At 52.5% G+C, this 16,498-nt stretch carries 14 protein-coding genes; 13 read left to right on the plus strand and 1 reads right to left on the minus strand.

The window, feature by feature from the left end; genetic code table 11:
• The first annotated feature begins 79 nt into the window (after positions 1–79).
• The 7 genes from ACQG2G_RS20045 (at position 80) to ACQG2G_RS20075 (ending at position 6,837) form a co-directional block, all read left to right on the plus strand.
• Complete coding sequence (locus tag ACQG2G_RS20045) at positions 80–322, plus strand: YhdT family protein (protein WP_013098993.1); 243 nt, start codon at positions 80–82, stop codon at positions 320–322.
• On the plus strand, positions 312–1,763 hold the full coding sequence (gene panF / locus ACQG2G_RS20050; RefSeq protein ID WP_020687390.1) for a sodium/pantothenate symporter: 1,452 nt from the start codon (positions 312–314) through the stop codon (positions 1,761–1,763). The genes ACQG2G_RS20045 and panF overlap by 11 nt, the downstream gene beginning before the upstream one ends.
• An 11-nt stretch (positions 1,764–1,774) precedes the next feature.
• Positions 1,775–2,656 (plus strand): 50S ribosomal protein L11 methyltransferase, encoded by an 882-nt coding sequence (gene prmA / locus ACQG2G_RS20055; RefSeq protein WP_014833498.1) that lies wholly within the window; start codon positions 1,775–1,777, stop codon positions 2,654–2,656.
• Between the two features lie 329 nt (positions 2,657–2,985).
• Complete coding sequence (gene dusB / locus ACQG2G_RS20060; RefSeq protein ID WP_013098996.1) at positions 2,986–3,951, plus strand: tRNA dihydrouridine synthase DusB; 966 nt, start codon at positions 2,986–2,988, stop codon at positions 3,949–3,951.
• Positions 3,952–3,974: 23 nt separating this feature from the next.
• Complete coding sequence (gene fis, locus ACQG2G_RS20065; protein WP_000462905.1) at positions 3,975–4,271, plus strand: DNA-binding transcriptional regulator Fis; 297 nt, start codon at positions 3,975–3,977, stop codon at positions 4,269–4,271.
• 180 nt (positions 4,272–4,451) lie between these two features.
• Positions 4,452–4,616, plus strand: a complete 165-nt coding sequence (locus ACQG2G_RS20070) for a DUF2556 family protein (RefSeq protein WP_013098997.1) — start codon at positions 4,452–4,454, stop codon at positions 4,614–4,616.
• 139 nt (positions 4,617–4,755) lie between these two features.
• Entirely contained in the window at positions 4,756–6,837 is a 2,082-nt protein-coding gene (locus tag ACQG2G_RS20075; protein ID WP_248078675.1) for a putative bifunctional diguanylate cyclase/phosphodiesterase, read from the plus strand.
• On the opposite strand, the gene envR is transcribed toward ACQG2G_RS20075, so the two are convergent.
• Positions 6,753–7,472: an acrEF/envCD operon transcriptional regulator gene (gene envR / locus ACQG2G_RS20080; RefSeq protein WP_071830030.1), complete on the minus strand. Its 720-nt coding sequence runs from the start codon at positions 7,470–7,472 to the stop codon at positions 6,753–6,755. The genes ACQG2G_RS20075 and envR overlap by 85 nt on opposite strands.
• 386 nt (positions 7,473–7,858) lie before the next feature.
• Here envR and ACQG2G_RS20085 point away from each other — a divergent pair, with 386 nt between their 5' ends.
• From ACQG2G_RS20085 to ACQG2G_RS20110, 6 genes are all read left to right on the plus strand, one after another.
• Positions 7,859–8,998: an efflux RND transporter periplasmic adaptor subunit gene (locus ACQG2G_RS20085; protein ID WP_061771925.1), complete on the plus strand. Its 1,140-nt coding sequence runs from the start codon at positions 7,859–7,861 to the stop codon at positions 8,996–8,998.
• 11 nt (positions 8,999–9,009) lie between these two features.
• Positions 9,010–12,123 (plus strand): efflux RND transporter permease subunit, encoded by a 3,114-nt coding sequence (locus ACQG2G_RS20090; RefSeq protein WP_058680238.1) that lies wholly within the window; start codon positions 9,010–9,012, stop codon positions 12,121–12,123.
• A gap of 293 nt (positions 12,124–12,416) precedes the next feature.
• On the plus strand, positions 12,417–12,638 hold the full coding sequence (locus tag ACQG2G_RS20095; protein WP_013099001.1) for a lipoprotein: 222 nt from the start codon (positions 12,417–12,419) through the stop codon (positions 12,636–12,638).
• A gap of 470 nt (positions 12,639–13,108) precedes the next feature.
• Positions 13,109–14,134: an amino acid ABC transporter substrate-binding protein gene (locus ACQG2G_RS20100; protein WP_013099002.1), complete on the plus strand. Its 1,026-nt coding sequence runs from the start codon at positions 13,109–13,111 to the stop codon at positions 14,132–14,134.
• A 67-nt stretch (positions 14,135–14,201) separates the two neighbouring features.
• Complete coding sequence (locus tag ACQG2G_RS20105; RefSeq protein WP_038420721.1) at positions 14,202–15,383, plus strand: amino acid ABC transporter permease; 1,182 nt, start codon at positions 14,202–14,204, stop codon at positions 15,381–15,383.
• Positions 15,384–15,392: 9 nt separating this feature from the next.
• Entirely contained in the window at positions 15,393–16,496 is a 1,104-nt protein-coding gene (locus tag ACQG2G_RS20110) for an amino acid ABC transporter permease (RefSeq protein WP_020687396.1), read from the plus strand.
• The last annotated feature ends 2 nt before the right edge of the window (positions 16,497–16,498 follow it).

Consider the following 16,498-nt stretch of genomic DNA (forward strand, 5'->3'; position numbering starts at 1 on the left):
ACCGGCCTTTTTTATTTCTGGGGATCGTCAAGGCCCATCATGTACAATCCCCGCTTTCTTCATCCACAAGGGACAAAAAATGGACAAACGTTTTGTTCAGGCCCATAAAGAAGCGCGCTGGGCGCTGTGGCTGACCCTTCTCTATCTTGCCGCATGGTTGGTAACCGCTTACTTACCTGATTCTGCAATTGGCATCACCGGCCTGCCTCACTGGTTTGAAATGGCCTGTCTGCTGGTACCGCTGATTTTTATCCTGCTGTGCTGGGCAATGGTGAAATTCATTTATCGCGATATCCCGCTGGAGGACGACGATGCAGCTTGAAGTCATTCTGCCGCTTATCGCGTATTTGTTGGTCGTGTTTGGCGTGTCCGTGTATGCCATGCGCAAAAGGGCAACCGGCACCTTCCTGAACGAATATTTCCTCGGCAGCCGTTCAATGGGCGGCATTGTGTTAGCGATGACGCTCACCGCCACCTATATCAGCGCCAGCTCATTTATTGGCGGTCCCGGGGCAGCCTATAAATATGGGTTAGGCTGGGTGCTGCTGGCGATGATCCAGCTCCCGGCTATCTGGCTTTCGCTGGGTATACTCGGCAAGAAGTTCGCTATTCTGGCGCGTCGCTATAATGCCGTGACGCTGAACGACATGCTGTTTGCTCGCTACCGCAGCCGTTTACTGGTCTGGCTGGCAAGTTTAAGTCTGCTGGTCGCCTTTGTGGGTGCGATGACGGTGCAGTTTATTGGCGGTGCACGTCTGCTTGAAACCGCAGCAGGGATCCCTTACGAGACTGGCCTGCTTATCTTTGGGATCAGTATCGCGCTTTATACGGCGTTTGGTGGATTCCGCGCCAGCGTACTGAACGACACCCTGCAGGGCATGGTGATGCTCATCGGAACCATTGTGCTGCTGGTGGGGATTGTCCATGCGGCAGGCGGCCTGAGCCATGCTGTTGAAACCCTGGAAGCGATTGACCCGAAACTGGTCACTCCAGAGGGCGCAGATGACATTCTTTCACCCACCTTTATGACCTCCTTCTGGGTGCTGGTCTGCTTCGGCGTCATTGGACTGCCGCATACCGCTGTACGGTGTATCTCCTATAAGGACAGTAAAGCGGTCCATCGCGGCATTATTATCGGGACCATTGTGGTGGCGATACTGATGCTGGGAATGCATCTGGCAGGTGCATTAGGTCGTGCGGTGATCCCAGATCTTACCGTGCCCGACCTGGTGATCCCTACCCTGATGGTTAAAGTCCTGCCACCCTTTGCTGCCGGGATTTTCCTTGCCGCACCGATGGCCGCCATTATGTCGACGATCAACGCTCAGTTGCTGCAAAGTTCCGCTACGATTATCAAAGATCTCTATCTGAATTTGCGTCCCGAGCAGTTGAAAAACGAACGACGCTTAAAGCGGATGTCTGCAGTGATTACGCTGTTATTAGGGGCACTGCTGCTGCTGGCCGCCTGGCGTCCACCGGAGATGATCATCTGGCTGAACCTGCTTGCGTTTGGCGGCCTTGAAGCTGTTTTCCTGTGGCCGCTGGTGCTTGGCCTGTACTGGGAGCGCGCGAATGCTGCGGGCGCGCTAAGCGGCATGATTGTTGGCGGTGTCGTGTACGCCGTGCTCGCTACCTTTAAGATCCAGTACCTGGGCTTCCATCCAATTGTGCCTTCGTTACTGTTAAGTTTACTGGCGTTTGTGGTGGGTAACCGTTTCGGTCAACCCGTCCCACAACCCGCTATGATGTCTACTGATAAATAAAGAGTTTTGCCATGCCGTGGATCCAACTAAAACTGAACACAACCGGTGCTCACGCCGAAGAGCTGAGCGATGCGCTGATGGAGGCCGGCTCGGTCTCTATCACCTTCCAGGACACGCATGACACGCCGGTCTTTGAGCCGCTGCCGGGCGAAACACGCCTGTGGGGCGATACCGACGTGATTGGCCTGTTTGATGCTGAAACCGACATGAAAGAAGTGGTCGCGATTCTGGAACATCATCCTCTGCTGGGCGCGGGTTTTGCGCACAAAATCGAACAACTGGAAGACAAAGACTGGGAACGCGAGTGGATGGATAACTTCCACCCCATGCAGTTTGGCAAGCGTCTGTGGATCTGCCCAAGCTGGCGCGAAGTTCCCGATGAAAACGCGGTCAACGTGATGCTCGACCCGGGTCTGGCATTCGGTACCGGCACCCACCCGACCACCTCACTGTGCCTGCAGTGGCTGGATGGTCTGGATCTGGAAGGGAAAACCGTGATCGACTTCGGCTGTGGATCCGGGATCCTCGCCATTGCCGCACTGAAGCTGGGCGCCGCAAAAGCCATCGGGATCGATATCGATCCGCAGGCTATTCAGGCCAGTCGTGATAACGCCGAGCGTAACGGCGTTTCCGATCGCCTTGAGCTGTATCTCCCGGACGCGCAGCCAGAGGCCATGAAAGCCGATGTGGTGGTCGCTAACATCCTGGCGGGCCCATTACGCGAGCTTGCACCGTTAATCAGCGTGCTGCCCGTTGAGGGCGGTCTGCTGGGGCTTTCCGGGATCCTGGCAAGCCAGGCTGACAGCGTTTGCGAAGCCTACGCCGATCTCTTCACCCTCGATCCGGTGGTGGAAAAAGAAGAGTGGTGCCGCATCACAGGCCGTAAAAAATAAGAACATTTTTCGTACTGAGATGATGTTCTAAAATGCGACGCAGATCGCATAGAAGCGGGAGAATCTGCTGCTAAAAACAGCAGAATATCCCGCTCAACGGATTCATTTTTTGAGAAATGATGAGAAGTTACGGGAAATTGTAAGCGGTCATAAAATCGCCGTTAATACATAACATAATGATTTAAATAAAAAATAATTTTCATCATTGTGACTGGGTGGCGATTCCTTGATCTACAACAGTGGATTGTTCAAAGTTTGGCCTTTCATCTCGTGCAAAAAATGCGTAATATACGCCGCCTTGCAGTCACAGTATGGTCATTTCTTAACTCATGCGCATCGGACACCACCAGCTCAGAAATCGCCTGATCGCAGCCCCAATGGCAGGTATTACCGACCGGCCGTTCAGGACGCTGTGTTATGAGATGGGAGCCGGTTTAACCGTTTCCGAGATGATGTCGTCTAACCCGCAGGTCTGGGAAAGCGATAAATCCCGCCTTCGGATGGTGCACATTGATGAACCAGGTATTCGCACCGTGCAAATCGCCGGAAGTGTGCCTGAAGAGATGGCAGATGCCGCGCGGATTAACGTGGAAAGTGGCGCCCAGATTATTGATATCAACATGGGTTGCCCGGCCAAAAAAGTGAATCGCAAGCTTGCAGGTTCAGCCCTTCTGCAATACCCCGACCAGGTGAAGTCAATCCTGACGGCGGTTGTCAGCGCAGTGGACGTTCCTGTTACGTTGAAGATTCGCACGGGTTGGTCGCCGGAACACCGTAACTGTGTAGAGATTGCCCAACTGGCCGAAGACTGTGGCATTCAGGCCCTGACCATTCATGGACGCACTCGCGCCTGTTTGTTCAACGGTGAAGCTGAATACGACAGCATTCGGGCAGTTAAGCAGAAAGTTTCCATTCCGATTATCGCGAATGGCGACATTACTGACCCGCTTAAAGCCAGAGCTGTGCTCGACTATACGGGAGCTGATGCTCTGATGATAGGACGTGCAGCTCAGGGAAGACCCTGGATCTTTCGGGAAATCCAGCATTATCTGGACACTGGGGAGCTGCTTGCCCCGCTGCCTCTGGCAGAGGTTAAGCGCTTGCTTTGTTCGCATGTTCGGGAACTGCATGACCACTACGGCCAGGCAAAAGGGTACCGAATTGCGCGTAAACACGTCTCCTGGTATCTCCAGGAGCACGCTCCAAATGACCAGTTTCGGCGCACATTCAACGCCATAGAGGATGCCAGCGAACAGCTGGAGGCGTTGGAGGCATACTTCGAAAATCTTGCGTAATGAAATAAAGAGCTGACAGAACTATGTTCGAACAACGCGTAAATTCTGACGTACTGACCGTTTCTACCGTTAACTCTCAGGATCAGGTAACTCAAAAACCCCTGCGTGACTCGGTTAAACAGGCACTGAAGAACTATTTTGCTCAACTGAATGGTCAGGATGTTAATGACCTGTATGAGTTGGTACTGGCTGAAGTTGAACAGCCACTGTTGGACATGGTGATGCAATACACCCGCGGTAACCAAACCCGCGCTGCGCTGATGATGGGTATCAACCGTGGTACTCTGCGTAAGAAACTGAAAAAATACGGCATGAACTAATTTCGGTTAGCGAAATGCTTGTTTAAAAAGGCGCTACCTGGCATGGGGATGCGCCTTTTTTATTGCTCCACATTTGCCACCGTCAACGCTTTGTAAACCTTCGCTTTCCCCACTTTTCAACCGCCGCTTTTCGTGTATATTTCCACCACCTTACTGGCTCTCTTCTCCCGGAATGTCATAATGATTCGTAAATACTGGTGGCTGGTTGTCTTTGCTGTCTCAGTTTTTCTCTTTGATGCGCTGCTGATGCAGTGGATTGAACTGATGAGCACCGAAACCGATAAGTGTCGCAATATGGATTCCGTGAACCCGCTTAAACTCGTCAATTGTTCAGAGCTGGACTGAGCCGCAAACGTCGTCAAAAACCCCGAAATCACTTAATAAAAACGGGGATTTAAATCCCTTTGAGTCATTACCTTACGATGATAATGTCTCGCCCTTCACCACCGCCCTTGCGTAACCTCACACTCGAGTTGAACCGATCATGCTGGTTAGCCAATACAACCATATCCTTGTCGTCCTCTCCTTTGTTGTCGCTATCCTTGCTGCCTATACCGCGCTGAATATGGCCGCGCGTGTGGCGGGAAGTCAGGGCGTGGCAGCGCGCATCTGGCTGGCCGGTGGCGGTGTTGCAATGGGTATTGGCGTATGGGCGATGCATTTTATCGGCATGCTGGCGATGGATCTCTCCATGAGCATGAGCTACAACGCCACCCTGACGGGGTTATCGATGGTTATCGCCGTGGGTTCATCCTTGTTTGCGCTGTGGCTTGTCAGCAGCGAGCAGCTGCGTTTGCGCCGTCTGCTGCCCGGTGCACTAGTCATGGGAACCGGTATCGTGGCCATGCATTACACCGGCATGGCGGCCCTGGAGGTTACGCCCGGTATTATCTGGGATAGAACATGGGTGGCGATATCAGTCGCTATTGCGCTTGCTGCGTCGCTCGCGGCACTGTGGCTGACGTTCCGCCTGCGTCATGAGGCCGCTCAGGTCGCGCTGATGCGCATGGGTGCCGCAATCACGATGGGGATTGCGATTGCCGGAATGCATTATGCGGGGATGAAAGCCGCACAGTTTCCAGTGTCGACCATGGCTCACCATGAGGGGATTAACGGCAGCTGGCTGGCCGTGCTGGTGAGCGTTGTCGCACTCGCCATCCTTGGTATCACCCTGCTGGTGTCGATGCTGGATGCGCGCCTGCAGGCACGCACCTCTCTCCTCGCCTCGTCTCTGGCGGAAGCAAACCGGGAGCTGGCCCAGCTGGCGCTACAGGATACGCTGACGCGCCTGCCCAATCGTATCCTGCTGGAAGATCGACTCGATCAGGCCATCAACAAAGCAGATCGTGAAGGCACGCATTTCGCATTGATGTTTATGGATCTCGACGGCTTTAAAACCGTCAATGACGCCTACGGGCATGATGTCGGCGATAAACTGCTGGTTGCCGTTACGCAACGCCTGCTGCTCCCCCTGAAAGGCCAGTTCACCCTTGCACGTATTGGCGGTGATGAATTTGTTCTGCTGGCAGAGGTTGGGGGGCCGGACGATGCAGCCTCCCTTGCCAATGCCCTGGTGCGCACTATCGATAGTCCATTCAATGTAGATCCGTATGAACTGGTGGTGACCCTCAGTATTGGCATTGCGCTTTATCCTCACGATGGCAAAACCGATCGCGAGCTGATGTTTAACGCCGATGCGGCGATGTACCACACCAAGCATATGGGCCGTAACGGTTATCACTTTTTCCAGCCCTCCATGAACACGCTGGCACAAACCCATCTGCAGCTGATGAACGATCTATGGCTGGCCATCGATCGTAATGAGCTACAGCTGCATTATCAGCCCAAATTCCACGCGCCGGCTGGCCCCGTACTCGGGTTTGAGGCACTCCTGCGCTGGCAACACCCGAAGCTGGGATTGCTTACGCCAGACCTGTTCCTGCCGCTGGCGGAAAAAACGGGACAGATCATTCCCATTGGCAACTGGGTTATCAACGAAGCCTGCCGCCAGTTGCGGGAATGGCACCTTAAAGGGCATCAAAACTGGTCAATGGCGGTGAACCTGTCGACACTTCAGTTTGAACAACCTTCTCTGGTGAGTACGGTGCTTGATTGTCTGACACGTCACCAGGTACCGCCGGAAATGCTGATCCTTGAAGTGACGGAAACCACTGCGATGAGTAACCCGGATGAGAGCGTGCGGGTGCTGACAGAGCTGACGAATGCGGGTGTGAAAGCCTCTATTGATGACTTTGGTACCGGCTACTCGAGCCTGCTGTATCTTAAACGCTTACCCGCCTGTGAATTGAAAATCGACAGGGCGTTTGTAAAAGAGCTCAGTGGAGAAAGCGAAGATGCGACCATTGTCTCCGCGATTGTCGCCCTGGCGAAAACGCTGAATCTGAAAGTGGTGGCTGAAGGGGTGGAAACCGAAGCACAGCAAGCCTTTTTGACGGAACTGGGCTGTAATACCCTTCAGGGCTATTTGTTAGGGAAACCTGTCAGCGCGCAGACCATTGAAACGCTTTGCGAGCAGGGAGAGATCTTGCCCGACACCGAGTCGTAAGCCTCCTCACGTGGCGACACGCGCATCACCGGGAGTGTCGCCAGAATGTTATCGACCAGAGCAGGTGCCTTTTGATAGAGGTTGAAGCTGTCGTTATTCATTAACCAGTTTTTAATTATTCCGCTAAAAAATCCGTGGAACACTATCAGCGTTAAATCCACATTGACCTGCGAAGAAATGATGTTTCGTGAAATACAGCGCTCCAGTGTCGCACGTAGAAAATCATTGTTGAAACCAATACGTTTCCTGATTTCATACTCGGAAACCATATCACTGGTAAATTCACACTTATGATACAAAATCTGTAACAGCGCGCACTGGCGAGGCTCATGCGCAATATATTGCAACGCAGTGATAAATTGCTCACGAAGCATTAACAAGGGATCATCTTTTTCGGAAAGAGAAAGTCTGTCACGAATGAGATCGCGAAGCGGCAATTGCTGTTCCCAGATAGCATTAAATATCTCTGTTTTACTGGTGAAATGCCAGTAGACGGCCCCACGCGTCACCTTTGCCGCATCGGCGATATCTGTCAGCGTTGTGTTGGTTACGCCACGTGTCGCAAACTGCCCGATAGCCGCTTCAATCAGCTGTTGACGGGTTTGTTGAGCCTCTGCTTTCTTTTTACGCGCCATGGACGACTACTCGTTACTCACAAGAATTAAGCTGTTTAGGAGGGTTTTGTAATCGGAAGTATTCATGAAAGACAAGGTGAATTCTGCACAAAAAAAGTCAATTCGCTTTATTTATAACTGAGGCAAATACATGCCAATAATTAAATTCACAAAACAGATGAATGCCCTCTATGAAACATCACTCTCCTGATTACTTTTGTTAAAGTATATTGCTGTAAACGCAAAGCCTTCTTCTGATTTTCTTTCCTGCCGCATTTATCCGCACTTATAAATTAAAAAACATTAAATACCCTCATTATTATACGCAGCTACATTTTTTGTTTTTGTCCCCTGCCCTGTCACCGATCCACGGAAATATCGGTTAATGGGTATTTAAAGGAACAGTAATGACGAATCATTTCAGACGCTTGCCCTTAACCGGTTTTATTGTCTGCGCCGCACTGCTTGCCGGATGCGATGGGCAGGAAAATCAGCAACATCAACCGCAGCCGCCTCAGGTGAGTGTACACATTGTCAAAAGTGCCCCCCTCACTGTGACAACAGAGCTGCCGGGCAGAACAGATGCGTTTCGCGTTGCGGAAGTACGTCCTCAGGTTAGCGGCATTATCCTGCGTCGCAATTTCATCGAAGGCAGCGATGTCAAAGCTGGCCAGTCACTTTATCAGATCGATCCCGCCAGCTATCAGGCGGCGTATGACAGCGCAAAAGGAGAGCTGGCGAAAGCCCAGGCGGCAGCCAATATTGCGCACCTGACGGTGAAACGTTATCTCCCGCTGGTGGGCACACAGTATGTCAGTAAGCAGGAGTACGACCAGGCCGTTGCGACGGCTCAGCAGGCGGATGCCAGCGTCGTTGCCGCAAAAGCAGGAGTTGAAAGCGCACGTATCAACCTTGCCTATACCAAAGTCACCTCTCCCGTCGATGGTCGCATTGGTAAATCCAGCGTGACCGAGGGAGCTCTCGTCACCAACGGCCAGGCAAACGCCCTGGCAACGGTACAGCAACTGGATCCGATGTATGTCGATGTCACCCAGTCCAGCAATGATTTTATGCGTCTGAAGCAGACAAGCCTGCAAAAAGGGGAGACCACCAGCACCGTCGAGCTGTTGATGGAGAATGGTCAGCCCTATCCGCTAAAAGGCACGCTGCAGTTTTCTGATGTGACGGTTGATGAAAGCACTGGCTCCATCACTCTGCGGGCGATTTTCCCGAATCCGCAACACCTGCTGTTACCGGGAATGTTTGTACGCGCCCGCATTAATGAGGGTACGCAGCCGAATGCGATTCTGATCCCACAGCAAGGCGTCACCCGCACGCCGCGTGGGGATGCAACTGTCCTGATTGTTAACGACAAAAACCAGGTTGAGTCACGCACCGTCGTTGCCTCTCAGGCCATTGGCGATCGCTGGCTGGTCACAGAGGGGCTGAAAAACGGTGACCGCGTGATTGTCAGTGGGTTACAAAAAGCCAAACCTGGGGCTACCGTCGTCGCCACACCCGATACCTCTACGACTCCAGCCGGTTAAGGAACGACGTCATGGCTAATTTCTTTATCCAGAGGCCGGTTTTCGCCTGGGTACTCGCCATCATTTTGATGATTGCAGGTGGGCTGGCGATCCTCAAACTGCCTGTAGCGCAGTATCCGACTATCGCCCCACCCGCGGTTGCCATAACCGCAACCTACCCTGGCGCAGATGCGCAGACGGTGCAGGATACCGTGACGCAGGTTATCGAACAGAATATGAACGGCATCGATAACCTGATGTATATGTCATCCACCAGCGATTCTGCAGGTAATGTCACCATCACCCTGACCTTTGAGTCTGGTACAGACCCGGATATCGCCCAGGTTCAGGTTCAGAATAAACTTCAGCTCGCCATGCCGCTGCTGCCGCAGGAAGTGCAGCAACAAGGGATCGGCGTTGAGAAGTCAAGCAGCAGCTTCCTGCTGGTGGCTGGCTTTGTTTCAGACAATAAAAGCCTCTCGCAGGATGACATTTCCGACTACGTCGCCTCGAATGTGAAAGATGCCATTAGTCGAACCACAGGGGTGGGTGATGTTCAGCTGTTTGGTGCCCAGTATGCAATGCGCATCTGGCTCGACAGTAACGCGATGAATAAATACCAGCTGACGCCGCTGGACATTATTAATCAACTGAAAACCCAGAATGACCAGATAGCGGCAGGCCAGCTAGGCGGAACGCCGTCCGTGCCGGGCCAGCAATTGAACGCCTCGATCATTGCGCAAACCCGCCTGAAATCACCGGAAGAGTTTGGCCGCGTGACGCTGAAGGTGAACCAGGACGGCTCGATGGTGCACCTGAAGGATGTCGCACGCATTGAACTGGGCGGTGAAAACTATAATATGGTGACCAAAATCAACGGGCAGGCCGCAACCGGCCTGGGGATTAAGCTGGCGACCGGTGCAAATGCGCTGGATACGGCGGCGGCCATCAAGAGCAAGCTGGCGCAACTGCAGCAATTCTTCCCACAGGGTCTGAAGGTGGTTTATCCGTACGACACCACGCCGTTTGTGAAGATCTCTATTCACGAAGTGGTAAAAACCCTGTTTGAAGCGATCATTCTCGTTTTCCTGGTGATGTATCTGTTCCTGCAAAACCTGCGCGCGACGCTTATCCCCACTATCGCGGTGCCGGTTGTTTTGCTGGGTACCTTCGCGGTGCTGGCGGCGTTCGGGTTCTCCATCAATACCCTGACGATGTTCGGGATGGTGCTGGCAATAGGCTTGCTGGTTGATGATGCCATCGTGGTCGTTGAGAACGTCGAACGCGTGATGGTAGAAGACAAACTGCCGCCGAAAGAGGCGACGCAGAAGTCGATGGAACAGATTCAGGGCGCACTGGTGGGTATAGCCATGGTGCTGTCGGCGGTCTTTATCCCGATGGCATTTTTCGGTGGCTCGACCGGGGCCATCTATCGCCAGTTTTCACTGACCATCGTTTCGGCAATGGCACTCTCCGTGTTGGTCGCCCTGATCCTGACCCCCGCGCTGTGCGCAACCCTGCTTAAACCGGTATCCGGCGATCACCACGAAAAGAAAGGCGGTTTCTTTGGCTGGTTTAATGCGCTTTTTGACCGCAGCGTGGAGCACTACAGCAACAGCGTGAGCGGCATTTTACGCAAGACCGGACGCTACCTGGTGGTGTACATCATCATTGTGGGTGGTATGGCGGTGCTGTTCCTGCGCTTGCCCACCTCCTTCCTGCCCGAAGAGGACCAGGGGGTATTTATGACGATGGTGCAACTTCCGGCCGGTGCGACCCAGACGCGTACACAGCAGGTCCTCGATCAGGTCCAGAACTATTATCTGAAAAACGAGAAGGCCAATGTTGAATCTGTCTTTACCGTTAATGGCTTTAGTTTTAGCGGCCAGGGCCAGAACGCCGGTATTGCCTTCATTAGCCTGAAGCCCTGGGAAGCACGACCGGGGGCGGAAAATAGCGTTGAGGCGATTGTTGGCCGCGCGACAAAAGCCTTCAGTCAGATAAAAGATGGGCTCGTATTTCCGTTTAACCTGCCTGCAATTATCGAACTGGGAACCGCAACGGGTTTCGACTTCGAACTGATTGATCAGGCAAACCTGGGGCATACCTCGCTGACGCAGGCGCGGAATGAGCTTCTCGGAATGGTGAAAGCGCACCCTGACATGCTGGTGCGCGTGCGGCCAAATGGTCTGGAAGATACCCCGCAGTTTAAACTGGATGTCGACCAGGAGAAGGCTCAGGCGCTGGGCATCAGTCTTTCTGATGTCAACCAGACCATCTCAACGGCCCTGGGTGGAACTTATGTAAATGACTTTATCGATCATGGACGCGTGAAAAAGGTCTATGTCCAGGCTGATGCGCACTTCCGTATGCTGCCTGGTGACATCAGCAACCTGTATGTACGCAGCGCAAATGGTGAGATGGTACCTTTCTCCGCCTTTAGCACCTCGCACTGGGTGTACGGTTCACCTCGCCTGGAGCGTTATAACGGGATGCCATCCATGGAGATCATCGGTGAGTCCGCCCCCGGTAAAAGTACCGGTGAGGCCATGGCGCTGATGGAAAGTCTTGCTGCAAAACTGCCTTCCGGCATCGGGTATGACTGGACAGGAATGTCTTATCAGGAGCGACTTTCCGGAAATCAGGCGCCTGCGTTGTACGCTATTTCACTGATTGTGGTGTTCCTGTGTCTGGCAGCTCTTTACGAAAGCTGGTCCATTCCCTTCTCAGTGATGCTGGTGGTCCCGCTGGGAGTCATAGGGGCGCTGGTTGCAGCAGCGTTACGTGGCTTGAACAATGACGTCTATTTCCAGGTGGGCTTACTGACAACAATTGGTTTGTCGGCTAAAAACGCCATTCTGATCGTTGAGTTTGCCAAAGATCTGATGGAAAAAGAGGGTAAAGGCATCATTGAAGCCACGCTGGAAGCATCGAGAATGCGCCTTCGACCGATCCTGATGACCTCGCTCGCCTTTATTCTTGGCGTCATGCCGCTGGTGATCAGCCATGGCGCCGGGAGCGGTGCGCAAAATGCGGTCGGGACAGGGGTAATGGGGGGCATGCTTTCCGCAACGCTTCTGGCTATCTTCTTCGTGCCCGTTTTCTTTGTGGTCGTCCGGCGACGCTTTACGCGCCATAAAGAGTAATGAATACCTGAAAGGCACCTCTGGTGCCTTTTTTATTTTAAGATAAACAGTGTATTAAGATCGCAGTGTTAAAAAGAGTCAGTTTGCATTAAGTAAGAACGCCACGTTGTTACTCCATAATTTCTCCATTAATTCGTTCTGACGAAACACTTTTCTCCACGATGTTTACAAACAACATAATTTGAGATTATTCCTCGTGTAACGTGGGCTTATCCCGGTGGTAAAATAACCTCCAGTTCGTTAATAGCCCTCCTGGCTTTATAGCGGACGCGAAATAATACTGAGGTAACATCATGAAAAGATTCATTTCCGTTGCACTACTCGCTGCGCTGCTGGCTGGATGCGCGCACGACTCTCCATGTGTACCGGTATACGACGATCAGGGCCGACTGGTTCATACCAATACCTGTATGAAAGGTACCACTCAGGATAACTGGGAAACAGCAGGTGCTATCGCTGGTGGTGCTGCCGCGGTGGCGGGGTTGACGCTGGGTATTGTTGCCCTGACCCGATAACATCTGTTCAGAAAGCGCGGCTCTGGCCGCGCTTTTGCTTTGAATGAGTGCAGTAATATCAAATCAGTAAAAGACCCGTATTTATTCACACCATTAATTTTAGCCAGAAGCCTGTCACCTCTTTTTCACTTCCCCTTTTTAATTTTGTATTCAGTTTTAATGATTTTCACCCATTCATATTATTGAATACCCGGCCAATATTCACTCCGGAAACTATCTCTTCTTTTTCTCTGACCCTCCTTAAAAGTTTTGCTCCGATTTGTGGCACAGGTTGTAATTTCGCACCGTTTCGGGGCGCTCCTTTTATTTAAGCCTGTCTACACTCAGCATTAAGCGTTCACTTATCGCTTATTTCATCGAGCGCGAAACCTGGCATTACGTTTGCTATATAAACGTCGGCCAACGCCACAGATGGGTAAAAGTGTTTAAAACACCTAAATAACGATAAATTTAGCCACACAGGATGCATTATGAAAAAGACGATGATAGCCAGCCTGGCCGCTGCGGGTATGTTGTTTGCTGTTGCGGGTCAGGCCCATGCGGGCACAACGCTGGATGCCGTGAAAAAGAAAGGTTTTGTTCAGTGCGGTATCAGCGACGGTTTGCCTGGCTTCTCTTATGCCGATGCTAACGGCAAATTTACCGGTATCGATGTTGACGTCTGCCGGGGCGTCGCCGCTGCCGTTTTCGGTGATGACAGCAAAGTAAAATATACCCCGCTGACGGCCAAAGAACGTTTCACCGCGCTGCAGTCCGGCGAAGTGGACATGCTCTCCCGTAATACCACCTGGACCTCCTCCCGTGATGCAGGCATGGGGATGTCATTCACCGGTGTCACTTATTATGACGGCATCGGTTTCCTGACCCACAATAAAGCGGGTCTGAAAAGCGCCAAAGAGCTGGACGGTGCGACCGTGTGTATTCAGGCCGGTACCGATACCGAGCTTAACGTCGCCGATTATTTCAAAGCGAATAATATGAAGTACACCCCGGTGACATTCGATCGCTCTGATGAATCAGCCAAAGCGCTGGAATCTGGCCGTTGCGATACGCTGGCGTCTGACCAGTCACAGCTCTACGCGCTGCGTATTAAGCTGAGTAACCCGGCAGAGTGGATCGTCCTGCCTGAAGTCATCTCTAAAGAGCCCCTTGGTCCCGTCGTTCGCCGTGGCGACGAAGACTGGTTCTCTATCGTTCGCTGGACACTGTTCGCCATGTTAAATGCAGAAGAGATGGGCATCAGCTCGAAAAACGTCGATGAGAAAGCTGCCAAACCCTCTACCCCGGATATGGCACACCTGCTGGGCACAGAAGGCGATTTTGGCAAGGATCTGAAGCTGGATAACAAGTGGGCGTACCACATCATTAAACAGGTGGGCAACTACGCTGAGATCTTTGAGCGCAACGTGGGATCGGAAAGCCCGCTGAAGATCAAACGCGGCCAGAACAATCTCTGGAATAACGGCGGTATTCAGTACGCACCGCCAGTACGTTAAGTCTTTGCTGTAACGGGCACTGTGAACGCAGTGCCCACTCCAGAGTCATGGTTACCGAGGTTTCTTTATGTTCCATCGCCGCTCCCCCGTAAAAGGATCGCTATCCTTTTCTCATCCCGCGGTCCGCGCCTGGCTATTCCAGATTATTGCCATTCTTGCGGTTGTTCTTATCGCCATTTATTTAATTCATAACACGGTTACCAACCTGAATAATCGCGGTATTACCTCCGGCTTTGCTTTTCTGGATCGCAGTGCGGGTTTTGGCATTGTTCAGCATCTTATTGACTATCAGGAAGGCGATACCTACGGCCGCGTGTTCCTCGTCGGTTTACTCAATACACTGCTGGTCTCCGCGCTGTGTATTGTTTTCGCCTCCATACTGGGCTTTTTTATTGGCCTCGCTCGCCTGTCAGATAACTGGCTGCTGCGAAAGCTGTCCACCATTTACATTGAGACGTTCCGTAATATCCCGCCGCTGCTGCAGATTTTTTTCTGGTATTTCGCCGTGCTGCGTAACCTTCCGGGGCCACGTCAGGCTGTCGATGCCTTCGATCTGTTTTTCCTGAGCAACCGTGGGCTCTATATTCCTTCTCCTGAACTCGCAGAAGGGATATATGCTTTTATCACCGCGATTATCATCGCGCTCGCCCTCTCTGCCGGGCTATTTCGCTATAACCGCAAACATCAGATAAAAACCGGGCAGCTTCGCAAAACATGGCCAATTGCGGCGCTTTTGATTATCGGCCTGCCGCTCCTGACACACTGGCTTTTTGGTGCCGCGTTACACTGGGATGTCCCACATCTGCGGGGCTTTAACTTCCAGGGCGGGATGGTATTAATTCCTGAACTGGCGGCCCTGACCCTGGCCCTTTCCATTTATACGTCTGCGTTTATTGCCGAAATCATTCGGGCGGGGATCCAGGCAGTCCCGCATGGACAGCACGAGGCAGCACGCTCTCTGGGGTTACCTCATACGGTAACGCTTCGACAGGTCATTATTCCACAGGCGTTACGGGTCATCATTCCGCCCCTGACCAGCCAGTACCTCAATATTGTCAAAAACTCGTCGCTGGCCGCCGCAATTGGCTACCCGGATATGGTGTCACTGTTCGCCGGCACCGTGCTTAACCAGACAGGACAGGCCATTGAAACCATTGCCATCACTATGTCCGTCTATCTGATTATCAGCCTGGCGATCTCGTTGCTGATGAACCTGTATAACCGCCGTATCGCACTGGTTGAGCGCTAAGGAACTATGATGACAAAAGCGATACTGTCGCACTCTTCGCGTCCTGCCAACCCGACAGGTGGGCGTTTTATTCTCTGGGCGCGTAAGAATCTGTTCTCCAGCTGGGGTAACAGTCTGCTGACAATAATTTGTCTGTGGCTGATGTGGGAGTTGATCCCGCCACTCATTAACTGGGCTTTCTTGCAGGCTAACTGGGTCGGTTCAACCCGGGCAGATTGTACAAAAGCTGGCGCTTGCTGGGTGTTTATCCACGAGCGTTTTGGTCAGTTCATGTATGGATTGTATCCGCACGAACAACGCTGGCGAATCAATCTGGCGCTGGTTATTGGGCTGCTCTCCATCGCCGTGATGTTCTGGAAAAGGCTGCCGCAACGCGGACGGTACATCGCCTGCTGGGCGGTGGTGTATCCGATTGTTGTGTGGGTGCTGTTGTACGGTGGTTTCCTGGGGCTGGAACGCGTGGAAACCCGACAATGGGGCGGCTTAACGCTGACGCTGATTATTGCTTCTGTTGGGATCGCTGGCGCACTGCCGTGGGGCATTTTACTGGCGCTTGGCCGTCGCTCAAAAATGCCCGTTGTCCGTGTGCTCTCGGTTATTTTCATTGAGTTCTGGCGCGGTGTACCGCTTATTACCGTCCTTTTTATGTCTTCGGTCATGCTGCCATTGTTTATGGCAGAAGGCACGACGATAGACAAACTGATCCGTGCCCTGGTAGGAGTCATTCTGTTCCAGTCAGCCTACGTTGCGGAAGTGGTGCGTGGCGGTCTGCAGGCATTGCCTAAAGGGCAGTATGAGGCTGCGGAATCACTGGCGCTCGGTTACTGGAAAACACAGGGGCTGGTGATACTTCCGCAGGCACTCAAGCTGGTTATCCCCGGGCTGGTGAACACGATCATCGCCCTCTTCAAAGATACCAGCCTCGTGATCATTATCGGATTGTTCGATCTCTTTAGCAGCGTGCAACAGGCAACGGTTGACCCTGTCTGGCTTGGCATGTCCACCGAAGGATATGTCTTTGCTGCTCTGATCTACTGGATCTTTTGTTTTAGCATGTCGCGCTATAGCCAGCATCTGGAAAAGCGCTTTAACACCGGGCGTACACCGCACTGAGG

Origin of the sequence: Enterobacter cloacae complex sp. 382A5 (assembly GCF_050031095.1) — a bacterium.
Lineage (GTDB): Bacteria > Pseudomonadota > Gammaproteobacteria > Enterobacterales > Enterobacteriaceae > Enterobacter > Enterobacter cloacae.

What these genes read in the sequence shown, in the direction of transcription:
- ACQG2G_RS20045 (WP_013098993.1), top strand. Translation starts at nt 80, where the DNA reads ATGGACAAACGTTTTGTTCAGGCCCATAAAGAAGCGCGCTGGGCGCTG.
- panF (WP_020687390.1), top strand. Translation starts at nt 312, where the DNA reads ATGCAGCTTGAAGTCATTCTGCCGCTTATCGCGTATTTGTTGGTCGTG.
- prmA (WP_014833498.1), top strand. Translation starts at nt 1,775, where the DNA reads ATGCCGTGGATCCAACTAAAACTGAACACAACCGGTGCTCACGCCGAA.
- dusB (WP_013098996.1), top strand. Translation starts at nt 2,986, where the DNA reads ATGCGCATCGGACACCACCAGCTCAGAAATCGCCTGATCGCAGCCCCA.
- fis (WP_000462905.1), top strand. Translation starts at nt 3,975, where the DNA reads ATGTTCGAACAACGCGTAAATTCTGACGTACTGACCGTTTCTACCGTT.
- ACQG2G_RS20070 (WP_013098997.1), top strand. Translation starts at nt 4,452, where the DNA reads ATGATTCGTAAATACTGGTGGCTGGTTGTCTTTGCTGTCTCAGTTTTT.
- ACQG2G_RS20075 (WP_248078675.1), top strand. Translation starts at nt 4,756, where the DNA reads ATGCTGGTTAGCCAATACAACCATATCCTTGTCGTCCTCTCCTTTGTT.
- envR (WP_071830030.1), bottom strand. Translation starts at nt 7,472, where the DNA reads ATGGCGCGTAAAAAGAAAGCAGAGGCTCAACAAACCCGTCAACAGCTG.
- ACQG2G_RS20085 (WP_061771925.1), top strand. Translation starts at nt 7,859, where the DNA reads ATGACGAATCATTTCAGACGCTTGCCCTTAACCGGTTTTATTGTCTGC.
- ACQG2G_RS20090 (WP_058680238.1), top strand. Translation starts at nt 9,010, where the DNA reads ATGGCTAATTTCTTTATCCAGAGGCCGGTTTTCGCCTGGGTACTCGCC.
- ACQG2G_RS20095 (WP_013099001.1), top strand. Translation starts at nt 12,417, where the DNA reads ATGAAAAGATTCATTTCCGTTGCACTACTCGCTGCGCTGCTGGCTGGA.
- ACQG2G_RS20100 (WP_013099002.1), top strand. Translation starts at nt 13,109, where the DNA reads ATGAAAAAGACGATGATAGCCAGCCTGGCCGCTGCGGGTATGTTGTTT.
- ACQG2G_RS20105 (WP_038420721.1), top strand. Translation starts at nt 14,202, where the DNA reads ATGTTCCATCGCCGCTCCCCCGTAAAAGGATCGCTATCCTTTTCTCAT.
- ACQG2G_RS20110 (WP_020687396.1), top strand. Translation starts at nt 15,393, where the DNA reads ATGACAAAAGCGATACTGTCGCACTCTTCGCGTCCTGCCAACCCGACA.